This window comes from Agrobacterium sp. fls2-241-TYG-188a, from assembly GCF_030209845.1.
Genome location: NZ_JARVRD010000001.1, coordinates 1,259,583 through 1,275,712, shown reverse-complemented (window position 1 = coordinate 1,275,712; position 16,130 = coordinate 1,259,583). Strand labels below are relative to the sequence as shown.

15 protein-coding genes and 1 tRNA gene are annotated in these 16,130 nt (G+C 58.9%); 9 read left to right on the top strand and 7 right to left on the bottom strand.

Annotation, left to right across the window (positions count from 1 at the left end; genetic code table 11):
- The first annotated feature begins 2 nt into the window (after positions 1 to 2).
- Entirely contained in the window at positions 3 to 323 is a 321-nt protein-coding gene (locus QRN85_RS05495; RefSeq protein ID WP_284756942.1) for a hypothetical protein, read from the top strand.
- 12 nt (positions 324 to 335) lie between these two features.
- On the opposite strand, the gene QRN85_RS05490 is transcribed toward QRN85_RS05495, so the two are convergent.
- A complete protein-coding gene (locus tag QRN85_RS05490; protein WP_284756943.1) occupies positions 336 to 1,277 on the bottom strand; it encodes a lytic transglycosylase domain-containing protein in 942 nt (313 codons plus the stop codon).
- A gap of 14 nt (positions 1,278 to 1,291) precedes the next feature.
- Positions 1,292 to 2,008, bottom strand: a complete 717-nt coding sequence (locus tag QRN85_RS05485; RefSeq protein WP_284756944.1) for an SDR family NAD(P)-dependent oxidoreductase — start codon at positions 2,006 to 2,008, stop codon at positions 1,292 to 1,294.
- 164 nt (positions 2,009 to 2,172) lie between these two features.
- On the opposite strand from QRN85_RS05485, the gene QRN85_RS05480 reads away from it, so the two are divergent.
- Entirely contained in the window at positions 2,173 to 3,843 is a 1,671-nt protein-coding gene (locus QRN85_RS05480) for an FAD/NAD(P)-binding protein (RefSeq protein WP_284756946.1), read from the top strand.
- Here the strand turns inward: QRN85_RS05480 and QRN85_RS05475 are convergent, their stop codons facing one another.
- Both QRN85_RS05475 and QRN85_RS05470 read right to left on the bottom strand, forming a co-directional pair.
- On the bottom strand, positions 3,844 to 4,578 hold the full coding sequence (locus QRN85_RS05475) for an MOSC domain-containing protein (RefSeq protein ID WP_284757232.1): 735 nt from the start codon (positions 4,576 to 4,578) through the stop codon (positions 3,844 to 3,846).
- A 75-nt stretch (positions 4,579 to 4,653) separates the two neighbouring features.
- Positions 4,654 to 5,982 carry an aminotransferase-like domain-containing protein gene (locus tag QRN85_RS05470; protein WP_113098731.1) on the bottom strand — a complete coding sequence of 443 codons (1,329 nt, stop codon included), beginning with the start codon at positions 5,980 to 5,982 and terminating at the stop codon, positions 4,654 to 4,656.
- A 99-nt stretch (positions 5,983 to 6,081) separates the two neighbouring features.
- Here QRN85_RS05470 and QRN85_RS05465 point away from each other — a divergent pair, with 99 nt between their 5' ends.
- The 6 genes from QRN85_RS05465 (at position 6,082) to QRN85_RS05440 (ending at position 11,923) form a co-directional block, all read left to right on the top strand.
- A complete protein-coding gene (locus tag QRN85_RS05465; protein ID WP_113098730.1) occupies positions 6,082 to 7,044 on the top strand; it encodes a substrate-binding domain-containing protein in 963 nt (320 codons plus the stop codon).
- 52 nt (positions 7,045 to 7,096) lie between these two features.
- A complete protein-coding gene (locus QRN85_RS05460) occupies positions 7,097 to 7,987 on the top strand; it encodes an ABC transporter substrate-binding protein (protein WP_113098729.1) in 891 nt (296 codons plus the stop codon).
- Positions 7,984 to 8,907, top strand: a complete 924-nt coding sequence (locus QRN85_RS05455; protein WP_112960625.1) for an amino acid ABC transporter permease — start codon at positions 7,984 to 7,986, stop codon at positions 8,905 to 8,907. Before QRN85_RS05460 ends, QRN85_RS05455 begins: the two co-directional genes overlap by 4 nt.
- Complete coding sequence (locus QRN85_RS05450) at positions 8,907 to 9,686, top strand: amino acid ABC transporter ATP-binding protein (protein ID WP_062590209.1); 780 nt, start codon at positions 8,907 to 8,909, stop codon at positions 9,684 to 9,686. The genes QRN85_RS05455 and QRN85_RS05450 overlap by 1 nt, the downstream gene beginning before the upstream one ends.
- Positions 9,687 to 9,785: 99 nt before the next feature.
- Positions 9,786 to 10,967: a M20 aminoacylase family protein gene (locus QRN85_RS05445; protein WP_284756954.1), complete on the top strand. Its 1,182-nt coding sequence runs from the start codon at positions 9,786 to 9,788 to the stop codon at positions 10,965 to 10,967.
- A 29-nt stretch (positions 10,968 to 10,996) separates the two neighbouring features.
- Positions 10,997 to 11,923 (top strand): ROK family protein, encoded by a 927-nt coding sequence (locus tag QRN85_RS05440; protein WP_284756956.1) that lies wholly within the window; start codon positions 10,997 to 10,999, stop codon positions 11,921 to 11,923.
- 12 nt (positions 11,924 to 11,935) lie between these two features.
- Here QRN85_RS05440 and QRN85_RS05435 read toward each other — a convergent pair whose 3' ends face one another.
- Both QRN85_RS05435 and QRN85_RS05430 read right to left on the bottom strand, forming a co-directional pair.
- Complete coding sequence (locus tag QRN85_RS05435) at positions 11,936 to 13,069, bottom strand: CobW family GTP-binding protein (protein ID WP_284756957.1); 1,134 nt, start codon at positions 13,067 to 13,069, stop codon at positions 11,936 to 11,938.
- A gap of 124 nt (positions 13,070 to 13,193) precedes the next feature.
- A complete protein-coding gene (locus QRN85_RS05430; protein WP_284757240.1) occupies positions 13,194 to 14,249 on the bottom strand; it encodes a D-alanyl-D-alanine carboxypeptidase family protein in 1,056 nt (351 codons plus the stop codon).
- Positions 14,250 to 14,486: 237 nt separating this feature from the next.
- Here QRN85_RS05430 and QRN85_RS05425 point away from each other — a divergent pair, with 237 nt between their 5' ends.
- The gene (locus tag QRN85_RS05425) at positions 14,487 to 15,650 is read left to right on the top strand and encodes a M20 aminoacylase family protein (protein WP_112960621.1); all 1,164 of its coding nucleotides are present in this window, start codon (positions 14,487 to 14,489) and stop codon (positions 15,648 to 15,650) included.
- A gap of 209 nt (positions 15,651 to 15,859) precedes the next feature.
- Here the strand turns inward: QRN85_RS05425 and QRN85_RS05420 are convergent.
- A tRNA-Gly gene (locus QRN85_RS05420) sits at positions 15,860 to 15,934 on the bottom strand.
- Positions 15,935 to 16,130 lie beyond the last annotated feature (196 nt).

Genomic DNA, 16,130 nt, shown 5'->3' with positions numbered 1-16,130 from the left:
TCATGCGGTACCGGATATTGTTTGCTCTCGCAGGCCCGCTCATTCTCTGGGCCGGTTATTTCTCCGCCATTTACGGCCTCCAAGCTGTTGGCTGTCGGGCGGGATGGGATGTCATGATGCTGGGTGGCATATCGCTGCTGCGGTTAACGACCATCGTCGCCTTTGTGGTGGCAGTCTCGGTGTCGGCGCTCTTGTATCTGCCTCACAGGAAGGTCGAGGCGGGCGGTGAGACAATCCTGCCTATTGCCAGATATGTCGCCTTGGCAGGGTTGGCATCCACCATCATCGTCTTTGCCGGGGTGTTCTGGCTCCAAATGTGCTGAAGCAAGGTTTCGCTAGCGGTTTTTAAATACGGTGCACGGAACGCCTGCGGCACGAATGTCCTGACACAGGCGGTTGGCTTCGGCGCGCGTTTCCCGTCCAAGCCGTGCCGCATAGCGCGGTCGGTTGCCAAAATTTCCGCCGCGCTGTCGCACCACCAGTGCCCGCTCTTCGTTGAGCGGTGAAGGCAATCGGCTGACCGCGCGTGTAAACAGTCGCTCGACAATGGCGGGTCGATAATGGGCGGCAAGCTGGACGCCCCATGGCGCCCAATCTGCTGAACCCGCAAAAACCGGCTCCTGCATCTGGCGGGTGTCGGCAAGCACAAGGCAGGCGTCCTGAAACGGCAGATCCTTGTTCAGTTCCGGTGCTGCCGTCTGGGGCGGGGAATCCTTCCACGTCTCCACGGGCTGCCCGGTAATTGCAAAAACATAGTCGCGTGTTTCTATCTGGAGTCTTCCACCGGCGAGATAACGCGAAAGCCCGTTTTCTCCGGCATTATACGCTGCTGCCGCAAAACCGAAATTTCCGAAGCGGTTCTTCAGCTCGTTAAGATAGGCAGCCGATGCGTCCAGTGCGTCTATGACATCGAAACTGTTGTTCAAGCCGCGAAGCCTGGCCGTGCCGGGCATGAATTGCGCAATGCCTTCCGCCCCCTTGTGGCTGACCGCTTCCGGGCGAAACAGGCTCTCACGCCAGATCAGCCGGGCGAAAAAAGCGGGCGGGACCGTGTGAACCCGGGCAAAATGCTCGATCGTGCGACACAGGTCGGCGTTGAAGGTTTCCCGGCGCAGGCAGAGGCGTTCGCTTTCGTTCGCCCGCTCGTAAAGGCAGGGCTGTTCACGCTCCTCGCTCGCGAAAGCTGTTTGTGATGGAAGACTGGCCGCCATGCAGGTAGCCGCTACACATCCCATGGCGATTGCCGATTTCGCTCTATCAGAGAGACGCGACCCCATTCGGAAACTCCGCACTACCAGGGAATGCTACTCCCATCATAGGCAATGAAGGTTCCGCTCGCCTCGGCGGTCAATCCATCGAGTGCGGTCAGGATCGATGCTGCCGCCTCGTCAGGTGCCACGGTGCGGTGCCCCCCGGCGAAAGGTTCGGAAAGTTTCGTTCGCACGGTTCCTGGATGGATGGCACCCAGCACAGCCTGCGGGTGGGTTCTGGCATATTCGATGGCTGCCGTATGGACAATCTGGTTCAGCGCAGCCTTCGATGCCCGGTAGGACATCCATCCACCAAGCCTGTTGTCGCCGATTGAGCCGACGCGTGCCGACAGGAAGGCGGCGATGGCGCGCTGCTTGCGGTCGAGAAGCGGCAGGAAATGCTTGGCGATCAGGGCAGGCCCCACGGCATTGATCGCGAACTGTTTCAGCATCGCCTCGGGTTCTACCTGACGCAGGGCCTTTTCCGGCGAATGTCCATCGACGCCAAGGACACCCGTTGCGCAGATCAGAAGCTGGATCGGCTCAGCCCCAAGACCCTTTGCCGCGGCTTCGATACTGTGCTCATCGGTCAAATCAAGCCCGTCGTGCCGCCGCGAAAGGCCGATGACATCTGCACAATTCTCGTCGTTGCGCAGATGGTCGAGGAGTGCCGATCCGATGCCGCCACTGGCGCCGATGATGACGGCCCGGTAGCCGGAGTGAAGCGAGGTCAGAAGATTGCTGTGCGATGAATCCATGGGCGAAAAACGTGTTCCGGCGAGCTAGGTTCAAATGTGAGACGGCGAATGCCGTGGCATCGCTAATATTCCGCCAATGCTGTTCCTGTCGCAAGGGAACTTCGAAGGCTCCTCGTGGTTTCTAAGAACGCCATCGGGCGTTTCTTACGGGGTTCATTCTATCCATGTCATCGAAAATTGCTATCATTGGGTCCGGTCCTACGGGAATATATACGTTGAAGGGACTGGTGGGCAAAGCTGAGCCGCTTTCGATCACCATCTTCGAAAGCGAAGCCGATCCGGGCAAGGGTACGCCCTACCATCCGGACCTCAACGATCAGGCAATGCTGTCCAACATCGCCAGCATCGAACTGCCACCTGTCTGCGAGACTTTGTCCGATTGGCTTCGCCGCCAGCCGGACGAGGAGTTGCAGCGTTTCGGCATAGAGCGTGCGTTGATTGCCGACCGTGAATTCTATCCTCGCGTTGTTCTGGGCGAGTTTCTCTTCTCGCAGTTTTCGCAGTTGATCGAGATCGGCAAGGCCAATGGCCACAGCATCGACGTGAGGGCATCGCATCGCGTGCGCGATATCGAGTTGCGTCAGAAGGATATACGCCTGAGCGTCAGCGCGCCTGATGGCACGACGGAGGAATTCGCCTTCGATCACGTGGTCATGGCCACGGGCCACGATTTCCCGGAAACGACCGAGGTCAAGCCGGGCTACTACATGTCGCCATGGCCGGCTCCCGCCTTGAAAAAGATCGGGCCATGCAGGGTCGGTATTCTGGGCACGTCGCTCAGCGGTATCGATGCCCTCATTACGGTTGCGACCGCACATGGATCCTTCCTGCTGGATGAGCAGGGCGTTCTGCAATATCATCCCATGGCCGAAACGGACGGTCTGCACGTGACCATGATGTCGCGAAAGGGCGTCTTGCCGGAAGCCGACTTCTATTGCGAAATTCCCTATCGTCCCCTGCAATTCTGCACGGAAGCGGCCATCGAAACCCTCATCGCCACACGCCGTCACGACCTGCTGGATGCTGTGTTCGAGTTGTTCAAGGCCGAGCTTCTGTTCTGCGATCCCGAATATGCCTCCCGTATCGGCCTGTCATTCTTGACGGTTGAAACCATTGCCAAGGCCTATTTCAACGACCGCGAAACAACACCGCCTTTCCAGTGGGCGGCGCGCAATCTGGCGGAAGCGGAAGCCAACAAGAAGGCCAAATATACGGTGGAATGGCGCTATGCCATCTTACGGATGCATGAGGTGATCGCGCTGGCAATTCCGCATCTGGACGAGAAGGATCTGGAGCGCTTTCATAAATACTTCAAGACCGTCTTCGTGGATGATTACGCCACCGTGCCGCACGCCTCGATCCAGCGGCTGCTGGCGCTCTACCGTGCAGGCAAGCTGGATATCCAGGCACTTGGGAACGAAAGCGAGATCGACAACGAAAGCGTGGAGCGCGGAGCGGTCGTGCGGGCGCAGGGCAACACCTACACTTTCGATGCCTTCATCGATGCGACCGGCCAGCACACGCTCTCGGCGCGCGACATCCCCTTCCCGACGCTGAAGCAGCAGGGCGTCATGCGCAAGGCCACAACAAGCGCGGTGCCCTCTCTGGTGGATGGCGAAGGTGCATTGGTTCGCACGGGTGGCGTTGATCTGGACGAGAAGTTCCGCCCCATCTTTCAGGACAATCTCACCAACAGGCTTTATTGCGGCTCCATCGCCTTCCTCTTGCACAAGCTGCCCTTCGTTCAGGGTATCACCAGCGCCCGGGATATCGGCAGTGTCGTGTCCAAGGCCATCCTGGAAACGAACGCGCAACTGCAATTGTCGGCGGCCTGATCAGGCCCCGACGATCTCTGCTTCATCCCCTATCGAAATCATGGCGCAGCGTTCGGTTGAGCCATAGACGCCGAAGTTTCTTCGGTTCTTTCTAAGAATCGTCCGCAGGATGTCGGCGTTTTCCTGTAAATCCGGCTGTGGAATCAACGTCATTCCACAGCGTTTCGTCTCTTCGCTCACGGCAATAAGCGCATCTCCGAGCCGCAGGCGCTGCCCCGGCCACGTGGCCTCGCAGAAGTCATCGCCGCCCGGCATACGAAGAACGATATTGGGGCGAAACCGTCTGCTCTCCACGCTCTCGTTGCCCAGAAGGGCCGAAAGCTGCTCCAGCGAATTTGTTGTCAAAAGGTGCAGTGGGCTGGGCTCATAGCGGTTTGTTGCGATATGTGCGTCGGGCTCTTGGCCCACATCAGCCTGCCCGTAAGGCCATGCCGCTACCTCGAAGCCGAAATGTTCCGATAGCCGCACGCCGATGCTGTTGCCAAGCACGGACAGCCAGTCACCATCGGGAAAGCCGATTTCCGGCACATCACCCGCCATTCTTGCATTGAGGAAGAGTGCGGGGCGCCAACGCGCCTCTTTTTCCGGTGCGGCGATCTGGCGGTTTTCGACATCGACAATGCCCCAGCCTCTATCGCCCGCGATACCATGTTCCGCAAGCTCCACCGACATCAGCCTTTCGCCGCCCAGCGAGCTCACAGGATATCGCCAGATTTCTTCAACAGTCCCCAACACGTCCACGCTGTTCCGATCTTTTTCTGTCCGTCAGAAACAGGGAACTACATGCGGCGCTGCTGGTTCCCTGCTACCTCACACTGTGCTTGCCAGCGCAATCGCATCGGCAACGCTGTCCCACTTGTCTTCGCCAAGCATAGATGTGGCCACGCGAATATAATCGCCGGGCAAAAGCGAGAATTTTCGTCCGGGATTGATGGCAATGTTGCGCGCCGCCAGCGTTACGGTGGCAAAACCCTCGGAGGCAACCGGCAACCACAGGCAAAGCCCGCTGCCGGCGGAAACCGGCACACCCCGACAGTTGAGCGCATCGGCAAGCCCATCGCGCCGCTGCTGATAGATCGCGCGCGCCTTCGCCACCATGTCGAAACTGTGCGGCTCTCGTAGCAGCCATGCCGTGGCGCTTTGCAACACGCGGCTTGTCCATCCGGCGCTGAATGCCCGGTAGGACTGGATCTGCTCGACAATGGATGCAGAACTGGAAAGCACCGCCAGCCGCAAGTCGGGTCCCAGGGTTTTTGAATAGGAAACGATGTGGATCGTCCTTTCGGGAAAACGTCCACCCAGAGATTGAGTGGGAATGCCGGCAATATCGCCCAGCCCGTCATCTTCGATAATGAGGGTCTCGGTGCCATCGAGGATATCGCCCAGTTCCGCCAGCCGGTCAGGGCTGACGGTCTGTCCCGTCACGGAATGCAGGCGTGGCTGAAACAGGAAGGCGGTCGGGCGCTGCTGCAGGACGGCGTGAAGGGACTGCGGCGTTGGTCCGTGCTCATCGCACAGAACAGGAATGATCTTGACGCCAAAATCCTCGAGAATATCCAGCAGCCGCATGGCTGTCGGATTTTCGATGGCAACCGCTGAGCCCGGTGAAACGAGTGCGCGGATGGCTGTATAGACGGCGTTGTAGCCGCCATTGGTCACCAGAAAGGCCTCCGGCTCATAAGCCCAGCGCGCAAGCGCCGCCTCATGAAGCTCCGGGATGATCCGGACCCGCTCGTAATCATTGAGCTTTTCCACCCTTGCGGCGTGGGTCAGCGCCTGTGCCAAGGGTGGCAGGAGTGAAGGGTCCGGCACGGCCAGGGTCAGATCCAGCGCGTTCGGTCCGTAATTGCCGGCACTCGCAAATCGCTCCGGCTTGGCCACAAAGCGGTCGCCGCTCACCCATGTTCCATTCCTGCCACGCCCGGTAATCACCTTGTGACGCCTCAGGTCAGCCCATGCTTCTGAAAGCGTCGCCGGGCTGATCTCCAGCTCATAGGCCAGATCGCGGATGGAGGGCAGGCGGGTGCCCACCGGCAGAACGCCCGCGCGGATGAGGGCACTCGTTTCCAGTGCAATGCCGCGAATGCTCCGATCGCCTATTTTTTCAGCAAGCCACTTGGCGGAGTAGAGATCGTCCATAAATTCACCTTTTTAAATGTTCAATAACGTAATAACATTTGATGTTTGTAATTTGAACATTTAACTTTTTCTTATCGAGATTTTTTTGAGAGCATGTGCATGACCGTAACGCTTCGCCTCGCACTCCGTGACTGGGACTATATGACCCCTCTCGTTCTCGGAGATGTATCCTCGCCCCGCCTGAAGGTCGTTGTAGACCGCGTCGGCACCCTCATTTCCAATGTCGGAACGGATCCTCTGTTCGACGCCGCGGAAATGTCTTTCAGCCGTTATGCGCAGATGCGGCATGACGGGGATGAAACGGTCGTTGGTGTGCCCAATTTCATCATGCGCGGCTTCCGGCACCGCTGCATTATCACTGCCAAGGACAGCCTGGTTCGTCAGCTGTCGGACCTTGCAGGAAAGAAGATCGGCGTTACCGGCTGGCGGGATTCCGGCAACACATGGACCCGCGCAGCCCTTCGCCGCGAAGGTGTCGGTGTTGAAGACGCGATGTGGTATGCCGGACGCCTGACGAAGGATCACCCCATTACCGACCGGCTGGACGGTTTTGGCAGGCCAGGCCGCATCGAGGCGGTGCCCGGAGAGCGACCCATGGTCGATCTTCTGCTGGAAGGCGGGCTGGATGCCGTGTTCACCCCCTTCATGCCGAAAGGGTTTTTCGACAAGGATTCGGCGCTGCGACAGGTTCTGGACGATTATCGCTCCGCCGAAGTCAGTTACTTCAACGATGTCGGCTACGTGCCGGGTATGCATCTCATCGGCTTCAAGGCGGGCGTTGTGCGCGAACATCCGTGGATCATGGATGAATTGAGCGATCTTCTGGACGCATCGCAGAGCATGTGGCTGGAAAAAAGAGAGAAATACGCCGATACGACACCCTGGATGATTGATGAGCTGCGCCGCTGCGCTGCCGATCTTTCTCCTTCGTGGAACCTGAACGGGCTTGCGGCCAATGAAAAGATGATCGGTGATTTTGCAAAGGAGCTGCATGAGCAGAAAATCCTGCCGCGGCTTCTGTCTCCCGCCGATCTGTTTCCAAGCCAGGCCGCCAGCCGCTGACGCGGCCTTGCGGACACGACATTATTTCGCGTTGAACAAAAAGGGGAATTCCATGCAATCGAAATTCATCACATCCGTCGCTCTTCTCGGCCTGATGCTGGCCGCACCGGCAATGGCGCAGGACGCCGCCATACCGAAGCAGGAGATGAACAAGGAACTCAACGCCCGTCTGCCGGAGAAAATCCGCACCGAAGGCAAGATGGTCTCCGTCAATAACGGCTCCTTTCCTCCCTATGAAATCGTCACCGGAACGGAAATGACCGGCGCCAGCGCCGATCTGACGGAAGCTCTGGGACAGCTTCTCGGCGTCAAGATTGAGCACGCCACCGTCGGCGGTCTGCCCGCATTGCTTTCGGGCGTCAACTCCGGTCGCTACCAGTTTGCCTTCGGTCCGGTTGGTGATTTCAAGACACGTCAGGAAGCCAACGACTTCGTTGACTGGGTGCAGGAATTCGTCGTCTTCGCCGTCCAGAAGGGCAACCCCAAGGGCATCGTTTCGCTAGATACGGCCTGCGGCAACCGCATCGCCGTCATGGCTGGCGGATCGGCCGAAAAGGTCATCAAGGCGCAGGTGGAAAAGTGTGTTGCCGATGGCAAGAAGCCGGTCGAGGTTCAGTCCTACACCGACCAGCCAAGCTCCATTCTGGCGGTCCGCTCCAAGCGCGCCGACGCATTCTTCTCATCGCAGGCACCGCTCACCTATTTCGTTTCCCAGGCCAATGGACAGCTTGAGCTGACCGGTATTGGCGAAAAGAACGGCTTTGACGATCTGTTCCAGGGTGCCGTCGTGCCAAAGGGCTCTCCGCTGGGCGAACTCCTGCGGGATGCCGTCAAGGTTCTCATCGATAACGGCACCTATGACGTCATCATGAAAAAATGGGGCCTGGAAAACAACACCATCAAGACACCGGGTATCAATCTGGTGGGAGTTGAAAAGAAATGAGTGTCGCCAACGCAGAGACCGCATCGCCTTCAGGCGGTGCGGACCCGCGCGATGTGGCCAATGCCCATCGCCCGTTTCAGACCGGCCGCGCCACATTGTGGTTCATCACGCTGCTGATTGCCGCCAACTTCGCCTGGATCGTCGCCAATAACGAAAACTTCGGATGGCCGGTCGTTGCCCAATATTTCTTCGATCCAACCGTCATGCAGGGATTGTCCGTCAGCCTTGGACTGACCGTCGTTGCGATGCTGATCGGCGTTGTGCTGGGCCTGTTGCTCGGCGTTGCCCGCATGTCGCAGGATGTGCTGGCCAGTTCCCTCTCCGGGCTGTTCGTCTGGTTCTTCCGGGGAACGCCGCTGCTGGTCCAGCTCATCTTCTGGTACAATCTCTCCACGCTCTTTCCGGAAATCTCCATCGCCATCCCCTTCGGTCCCACGCTTGTCAGCTGGGAAACGAATTCGGTCATCACGCCGATGACAGCCGCCATCGTCGGGCTTGCGCTCAACGAAGCCGCCTACATGGCCGAGATCATTCGCGGTGGTCTGCTGTCGGTTGATCGTGGACAGTCGGAAACGGCGGAAGCCTTCGGCATGACCAAGGCCCGCGCTCTGTGGCGCATCATCATTCCACAGGCCATGCGCTCCATCGTGCCGCCCACCGGCAACCAGTTGATCAGCATGATCAAGGCGACATCGCTGGTCAGCGTCATCGCCATGGCCGATCTGCTCTATTCGGTGCAGTCCATCTATAACCGCACCTTCGAAATTGTGCCGATGCTGATGGTCGCGGTCATCTGGTATCTGCTCATCACTTCGGTTCTCAATATCGGCCAGGGTTACATCGAGCGTTATTATGGCCGGGGCGACCGTCGCACCGCCACCGCTCAGGCGCCCACCGTGCATGAGGAGGCAACGCCGTGATCACTCCCGTTCAAGACAAGCAGCCGCTGGTTCGGGCGCGCAATGTCCACAAGGCGTTCGATCAGCTTGAGGTGCTGAAAGGCATCGATCTGGATGTCTTTCCCGGCGAAGTCGTCGTCGTGCTGGGTCCTTCCGGCTCGGGAAAATCCACCTTCCTGCGCTGCATCAACCATCTGGAATCCATCAATCGCGGCTCCATCGAGGTGGATGGTGAGCAGATCGGTTACCAGCTGAAGAAGGACAAGCTGATAAAGCTGTCGGGAAATGCCATTGCCGCACAACGGCGCAATATCGGCATGGTCTTCCAGCAGTTCAATCTCTATCCGCATATGACGGCCTTGCAGAATATCATCGAGGCGCCCATCGGCGTCCACGGGGAAAGCAAGGCGCAGGCGATAGCCTATGCCCGGGAGCTTTTGCAAAAGGTCGGCCTGTCGGACAAGGCGGATAATTATCCCCGGCAACTGTCCGGCGGCCAGCAGCAGCGCGTGGCCATTGCCCGTGCGCTAGCCATCAAGCCCAAGCTGATGCTGTTTGATGAACCGACCTCGGCGCTTGACCCGGAACTGGTGGGCGAAGTGCTGGCGACCATGCGCGATCTTGCCCGGCAGGGTCTGACCATGATCGTCGTTACCCACGAAATCGGCTTTGCCAAGGAAGCGGCGGATCGCGTCGTCTTCATGGATGGCGGCCATATCGTGGAGATGGGCAAGCCGGAAGATGTCATCGGCAATCCGCAGCATCCGCGCACGCAGGCATTCCTGTCTCGCTTCCTTTGATCCAATCGCAGCAATGCCCCGCCATCGTCGGGGCATTGCCCGTTACCGAAATTGCGGCGCGCTCCTTTCGCGTGCCTGCTTCATCCGACTGGAGTTCCCATGACAGTGCTCGACAATGCCTATACACGCGTGTCCGATCTTGCCGATCTGGAGGCCGAACTTGTAGAGACGCGGCGTTACCTGCACGCCCATCCGGAACTGTCTTTCGAAGAAGTGCAGACAGCGCGTATGGTTGCGGAAAAGCTGGAAAGCTGGGGCTACGAGGTCACCCGCAATGTCGGCGGCCACGGCGTTGTCGCACGGCTGACGGTGGGTGAAAGCAAGAAAAGCATCGGCATCCGTGCGGATATGGATGCGCTGCCCATTCTGGAAGAAACCGGCGCTGACTATGCCAGCACGGTGCCCGGCAAGATGCACGCCTGCGGTCACGATGGTCACACCACGGTTCTTCTCGGTGCCGCGCAGCATCTGGCCCGCACGCGACGTTTCAATGGCACCGTCACGCTGATCTTCCAGCCAGCTGAAGAATCGGGGCGTCCGAGCGGCGCTCAGAGAATGATCGATGACGGCCTGTTCGAACGCTTTCCCATCGACGCCATCTTCGGCCTGCACAACCATCCCGGCGCGCCGGAGGGTGCGCTTCTCCTGCGGTCCGGCCCGATGATGGCCTCGGCCGATACGGCGAGAATCACCATCAAGGGCAAGGGTGGTCACGCATCGCGCCCGCACCTGACCATCGATCCCGTTGTCGTCGCGTGCAATCTGGTCGTTGCCCTTCAGACCGTGGTCGCCCGCAACATCGATCCCACCCAGACCGCCGTCGTTACCGTCGGCACCATCCATGCGGGAGAGGCGGTCAATGTCATTCCTGAATATGCCAAGCTTGCGATCAGCATTCGCTCGTTTGATGCAGGCATTCGCGATCTTTTGCAGGAGCGAATTACAAAGCTTACCAATTCGGTTGCCGAAGGCTTCGGAGCCTCCGTCGAGATCGATTACGAACGTGGCTATCCCGTTGTCGTCAACTCGGAAGAGGAAACAGAGTTCGCCCGCGCCGTGGCAGAAGAGCTGATTGGCTCGGACAATGTCTCGACCTGCCACCTCATTCCCGGCAGCGAGGATTTCGCGTGTTTTCTGGAGCATAAGCCCGGCAGCTTCTTGCGGCTTGGAAACGGCATGAATTCGGCGATCCTGCACAGTGCAAAATATGATTTCGCCGATGCGAGCCTCACCGTCGGTGCCGCTATGTGGGCGAGACTTACGGAGCGTTATCTGGCATAAGGTCTCCGAATCTGGAAGGGAGCCTTGCTTTGATCGTCTGCTTCGATATTGGCGGCACCGCCATCAAGGGTGCTGCCGCCCATGCGCTGGATGACGTTCGCCCCCTTCCAAGGCGCAAGACACCGACGCAGGATTTCGATGCCTTCGTTGCGGTGTTGAAGTCCGAAATCGCCAGCATCGGCGGCGCCCCGGATTGTGTCGCGCTGTCGATCACCGGCATCATCGATCCAGATACGGATAAATCCTTCATCGCCAATATTCCCTGTGCCCATCAAAGACCGCTGAAAGCGGATCTGGAAGCGGCGCTTGGGCTGCCTGTCCTCATCGCCAATGATGCGGATTGTTGTGCGCTGGCTGAATATGGTGTCGGCGCTGCCCGTGGTCATCGCGTCGTGTTCAGTGTCATCCTCGGCACCGGTGTCGGCGGCGCACTGGTCATCGATGGCAAGCTCATCAACAGCGCAGGCGGCTTTGCGGGGGAGTGGGGCCACGCCCCCGTTGCCGCCACCCGCGCGGGAAATCCCCCGGTGGACCTGCCGCGCTTTGCCTGCGGATGCGGACTGGAAGGCTGTCTCGATGCCATCTGCAGCGCGCGCGGCATGGAAAAGCTGCACCGACATCTGACGGGAGAGCAATTGCTCGCCGAGGAGATTGTCGAAAAATGGCAGGCCGGCGAGGCCGGCGCGAGCCGCACCATCGATATCTATATCGACATGCTGTCTGGCCCGCTGGCGCTGGTGGTCAATGTCACCGGCGCTACGATCGTACCTGTAGGCGGGGGCCTGTCCAATGCGCCGGCCCTGATCGAAGCGCTGGATCAGGCCGTGAGATCCCGAATTCTCAGGCGCTTTTCACGCCCTCTTGTCGTGAAGGCGCAGTGCACGGTCGAGCCAGGCCTCGTCGGTGCTGCCGTGCTCGGCTTTAATTATGTGCGGACACTGACACATTCCGCTTGAACGCCAGAGGCGTTAGAAACGCATTCCCGGAACCGCCAGCGGATTGTCCACCACCGCTTGCCGGTCGGGCTTGTCGATGCGCACGGAGCCGATAAAGGCCCCGAACAGGTCCTTGACGAACTCCTCCGGCAGACCGTCTGTTATCAGCACCATGCGCGTGCGTCGGTCCGCCGGGTCTGGCCATGCGGCAAGACGCTGCGGCGGGTGAAAGATCGACTGAACCCCATGCAGCACCAGCGGCCGGTCGGGATTGTCGGAAAGCTGCACAATACCCTTCATGCGCAGAAGCTTCTCGCCATGGGCGGAGCGCAGCAGATCGATGAACATGTCGATCGCCATCGGGTCGATCGGCTTGTCGTGAATGATGGAAAAAGAGCGTATCGAGGCATTATGCCGGTTTACGTCATCATGATGATGGTGGTGATGATGCCCATGCCCATGCTCATCATGCCCATGATGGTGCCCATCGTCATGCGCAGCTTCGTCGCCCAGCCAGCGCGAGACATCGCCAAGCTTGTTGCCTGCGTCGTAAAGTCCGTTCTCCAGAAGCGCCACCGCCGACCAATCCTCGGCATCGCCATCTTCAACAGGCGCGCGCGGGTTGAGGGCGGAAAGTCTTTCCTTCAGCGCAGCCACCTGTGCCTCTTCCGCCAGGGAGCGCTTCGTCAATACCAGCCGGTCGGCAACTGCCACCTGCTTGACCGCCTCCGGGTGACGATCCAGCGTCGCCGCGCCATTGGCCGCATCCACCACGGTCACCATGCCATTGAGGGAGAAGTTCTGCGCAATCACGGGATTGCCGATAATGGACTGCATAACCGGTGCCGGATCCGCAAGGCCGGTGGTTTCGATCACGATGCGATTGACCGGTTTCAGCTTTCCCGTCTGGATCCCGTCCATCAGTTCCGCCAATGTGTCCACCAGTTCGCCACGTACCGTGCAGCACAGACACCCTTCCGCCAGCTCGATGATTCCGTCACCGGACCGTTCCACCAGCAGATGGTCGATGCTGACATCGCCGAACTCGTTGATGATGATGGCGGCATCCTGCATGGCAGGGTCTTTCAGCAGCCTGTTGAGCAGCGTGGATTTTCCCGCGCCGAGAAAACCCGTGATGATGGAAACCGGAATACGATCGAGTGCCATGAGGCGACCTGTAGTGTTAGAACATTACATCTTGATGCGGTCTTATATCAGCAATCGGCTGGCAAGAAAGCGTCATTTGCAGCAAATGCGGCTCGCTGATGATGCGAACCGCTGCCGGCCGGCCTTAAAATGCCGGGCGTGGAATGGGGATAGGCACATTGGCCGGGCTGCCCTTGGCAGCAGGACCTGTCGCCGGGCTGGTAGCCGTGTTGATGGCAACGGTCTCGCTGCCGGGAATGAGACCCGCATAGGAGTAAACCGGCGGACGGCTCATTTCCTGCACGAAAGGTGACTTGATGATCATCCGTCCCGCCTCGTCGCGGCTTTCGCTGCGCACCTTTGCGGCCTTGGGGTTGCAGATCGCCGCGCTGATGTCGTTGACGCCCTCGGTGTCGCCATAGGGAGCCAGCGATGCCAGCGACGTGCCCTGGCCGGAGGGAGAGGTTAGGCCCATCTGCAGAAGATCCGCAGACTGGTCGGTGCGTCCGGCAAGGCTGTCTGCACCCAGCACCACGGTGATGACCTGGCGTCCATTGCGCGATGCCGAGGACACCTGGTTGAAGCCGGAGGCGCAGATAAAGCCGGTCTTCATGCCGTCAGCACCCTCGAAGCGGCCCACCAGCATGTTGTAGTTGGCGTAATTCTTCTTGCCGGTGCTGACACCTTCCAGCGAGAAATATCCGGCATATTCGGGAAATTCCCGTTTCAGGATGAGCGCCAAAAGGGCAAGATCGCGTGCGGTGGTATATTGTCCCTTGCCGGGCAGGCCGTTGGGATTGATGAAGCGCGTCGAAGACATGCCAAGGCGGGCCGCCTGCGCATTCATCTGGGCCACGAAATTTTCGGTGCTGCCGCCAACCGTTTCGGCAATGGCCACGGCAACGTCATTGGCGGATTTGATCAGCAGCAGCTTCAGCGCGCTGTCCAGCGTCAGCTTGGAGCCCGGCTTGAAATACATCTTGCTGGCGGGCTGGTCGGCTGCCTTCTTGCTCATGACAACTTCGGTCGTCGGGCTCAGCCTGCCAGTTTTCATCGCGCTGAAGGCAAGATAGGCGGTCATCAGCTTGGTCAGCGAAGCAGGATACCACTTGCGAAACGCTTCCTGATGCGAAATCACCTTGCCGGTGCGCACATCAACCACCATCTTGGGGTTGGCGTGTGCTACGGACGTCATGGCCATAACACTGGCGGAGATCGCGGCAATGGTTTTTACAAACCGCCCTGCGGCACGGCGGCGTGGGGAGTTATCCTGCAAGACGTATCCTCGAATTCCCGAACTTGTTTCGGAATTTGCAATATTCACCATATATGGCCTAGCAATGGCAAACTCCATTGATTGCGTCAATTATGCGGCGCAATATCCACCGGTCAGGGGTGCGCTTTGTCAGGTCTGGAATGGAACATCGGGAATAAATGAATGCCTTTATTGAATAGAGCGGCGGAATTGCAGGCAGAGGCCAGCGAGTGGCGGCGTCATCTTCATCAGAACCCTGAACTTCTTTATGATGTGCATGAGACGGCTGCCTTTGTTGCAGAAAAGCTTTCCTCCTTCGGCGTCGATGAGGTCGTGACAGGCATTGGCCGCACCGGCGTCGTCGGCGTCATCCACGGCAGGCACGGCAAGGGCCGCACCATCGGTCTGCGCTCGGATATGGATGCGCTTCCCATTGTCGAGGAAACCGGCAAGGAATGGGCATCGAAAGTGCCGGGCAAGATGCACGCCTGCGGCCATGATGGACATATGGCGATGCTGCTGGGTGCAGCAAAGCATCTGGCGGAAACACGCAATTTCGCGGGCTCCGTGGCCGTCATCTTCCAGCCCGCCGAAGAAGGTGGTGCAGGCGCCCTTGCCATGGTTGAAGACGGCCTGATGGATCGTTTCAAGATCGATGAAGTCTATGGAATGCACAATATGCCGGGTATTCCGCTTGGCTCGTTTGCCATTCGCAAGGGCGGCATCATGGCTGCACCGGACAAATTCTCCATCGTGGTCAAAGGACGTGGCGGCCATGCGGCCCAGCCGCACCGCACCGTGGACCCGATTTCCATCGGCGCGCAGATCGTCACCAACCTGCAGCTTATCGCCTCGCGCAACGCAGATCCCATCCGCTCAATCGTCGTTTCCGTCACCCGTTTTCAGGCCGGTTCCAGCCACAACATCATTCCCAATGAAGCCCTGATCGCCGGCACGGTCCGCACGCTGGATGAAACCGTGCGCGATATGGCCGAGGCTCGAATCAAGCAGATCGCCGAAGGCATTGCCGCAGCCAATGGCGCAGAAGCCGAGGCGGTCTATGAGCGATACTGCCCCGTCACCGTCAACCATGCCGACGAAACCGACCATGCCATTCGTATCGCCCGCGAAGTCGCAGGAGACAAGAATGTCGATCCGGACGTCGATCCCTCCATGGCAGGCGAGGATTTTTCCTACATGCTGAACCAGCGCCCTGGCGCCTTCATCTTCCTTGGCAATGGCGAAACCGCAGGCCTGCACAATCCCGGATACGACTTCAACGACGAAGCCATCGCCTACGGCCTGTCCTATTGGGTAAAGCTGGCAGAGCAGCGTCTGGGCAGCTAACGCTATCAGTCGCGACCGTGCTCATCGTGCGGTCGCAGCGCTCACAGAAGACCCAGGCAGGCAGACAAACCGAAGCAGAAAGGCTGGAGTAATTTCGCCGAGACGTGTTTGCTCGATGACCCGAAGCAAGCTCAAGCACTGAGTAAATAGTCTAGAAATTATGGCCCGATACTCGGGCCAAGGACAAATTTTTCTCGTCTGAGGAAAATTGGAGCGGGCGAAGGGATTTGAACCCTCGACCCCAACCTTGGCAAGGTTGTGCTCTACCCCTGAGCTACACCCGCTCATAATCCGCTGGTTCGGGGTAGTTCGCTGAACCGCGGGTCGCTGCGTTGCGGCGACGAGGGCTATATCGCTCAACCGCTTTTTAAATGCAACAGGGAAATGACAAAAAGGTGCAGAAAAAAGCAAAAAACAGGACAAGTAACGGAAATCATTTGATTTTTTTGATGAAGAAATCTCAAGCCGCATTGCAAAAGG

Excerpts from the sequence above, each read along its gene's own strand:
- QRN85_RS05495 (WP_284756942.1), top strand. The coding sequence starts at position 3 with ATGCGGTACCGGATATTGTTTGCTCTCGCAGGCCCGCTCATTCTCTGG.
- QRN85_RS05490 (WP_284756943.1), bottom strand. The coding sequence starts at position 1,277 with ATGGGGTCGCGTCTCTCTGATAGAGCGAAATCGGCAATCGCCATGGGA.
- QRN85_RS05485 (WP_284756944.1), bottom strand. The coding sequence starts at position 2,008 with ATGGATTCATCGCACAGCAATCTTCTGACCTCGCTTCACTCCGGCTAC.
- QRN85_RS05480 (WP_284756946.1), top strand. The coding sequence starts at position 2,173 with ATGTCATCGAAAATTGCTATCATTGGGTCCGGTCCTACGGGAATATAT.
- QRN85_RS05470 (WP_113098731.1), bottom strand. The coding sequence starts at position 5,982 with ATGGACGATCTCTACTCCGCCAAGTGGCTTGCTGAAAAAATAGGCGAT.
- QRN85_RS05465 (WP_113098730.1), top strand. The coding sequence starts at position 6,082 with ATGACCGTAACGCTTCGCCTCGCACTCCGTGACTGGGACTATATGACC.
- QRN85_RS05460 (WP_113098729.1), top strand. The coding sequence starts at position 7,097 with ATGCAATCGAAATTCATCACATCCGTCGCTCTTCTCGGCCTGATGCTG.
- QRN85_RS05455 (WP_112960625.1), top strand. The coding sequence starts at position 7,984 with ATGAGTGTCGCCAACGCAGAGACCGCATCGCCTTCAGGCGGTGCGGAC.
- QRN85_RS05445 (WP_284756954.1), top strand. The coding sequence starts at position 9,786 with ATGACAGTGCTCGACAATGCCTATACACGCGTGTCCGATCTTGCCGAT.
- QRN85_RS05435 (WP_284756957.1), bottom strand. The coding sequence starts at position 13,069 with ATGGCACTCGATCGTATTCCGGTTTCCATCATCACGGGTTTTCTCGGC.
- QRN85_RS05430 (WP_284757240.1), bottom strand. The coding sequence starts at position 14,249 with ATGGCCATGACGTCCGTAGCACACGCCAACCCCAAGATGGTGGTTGAT.
- QRN85_RS05425 (WP_112960621.1), top strand. The coding sequence starts at position 14,487 with ATGCCTTTATTGAATAGAGCGGCGGAATTGCAGGCAGAGGCCAGCGAG.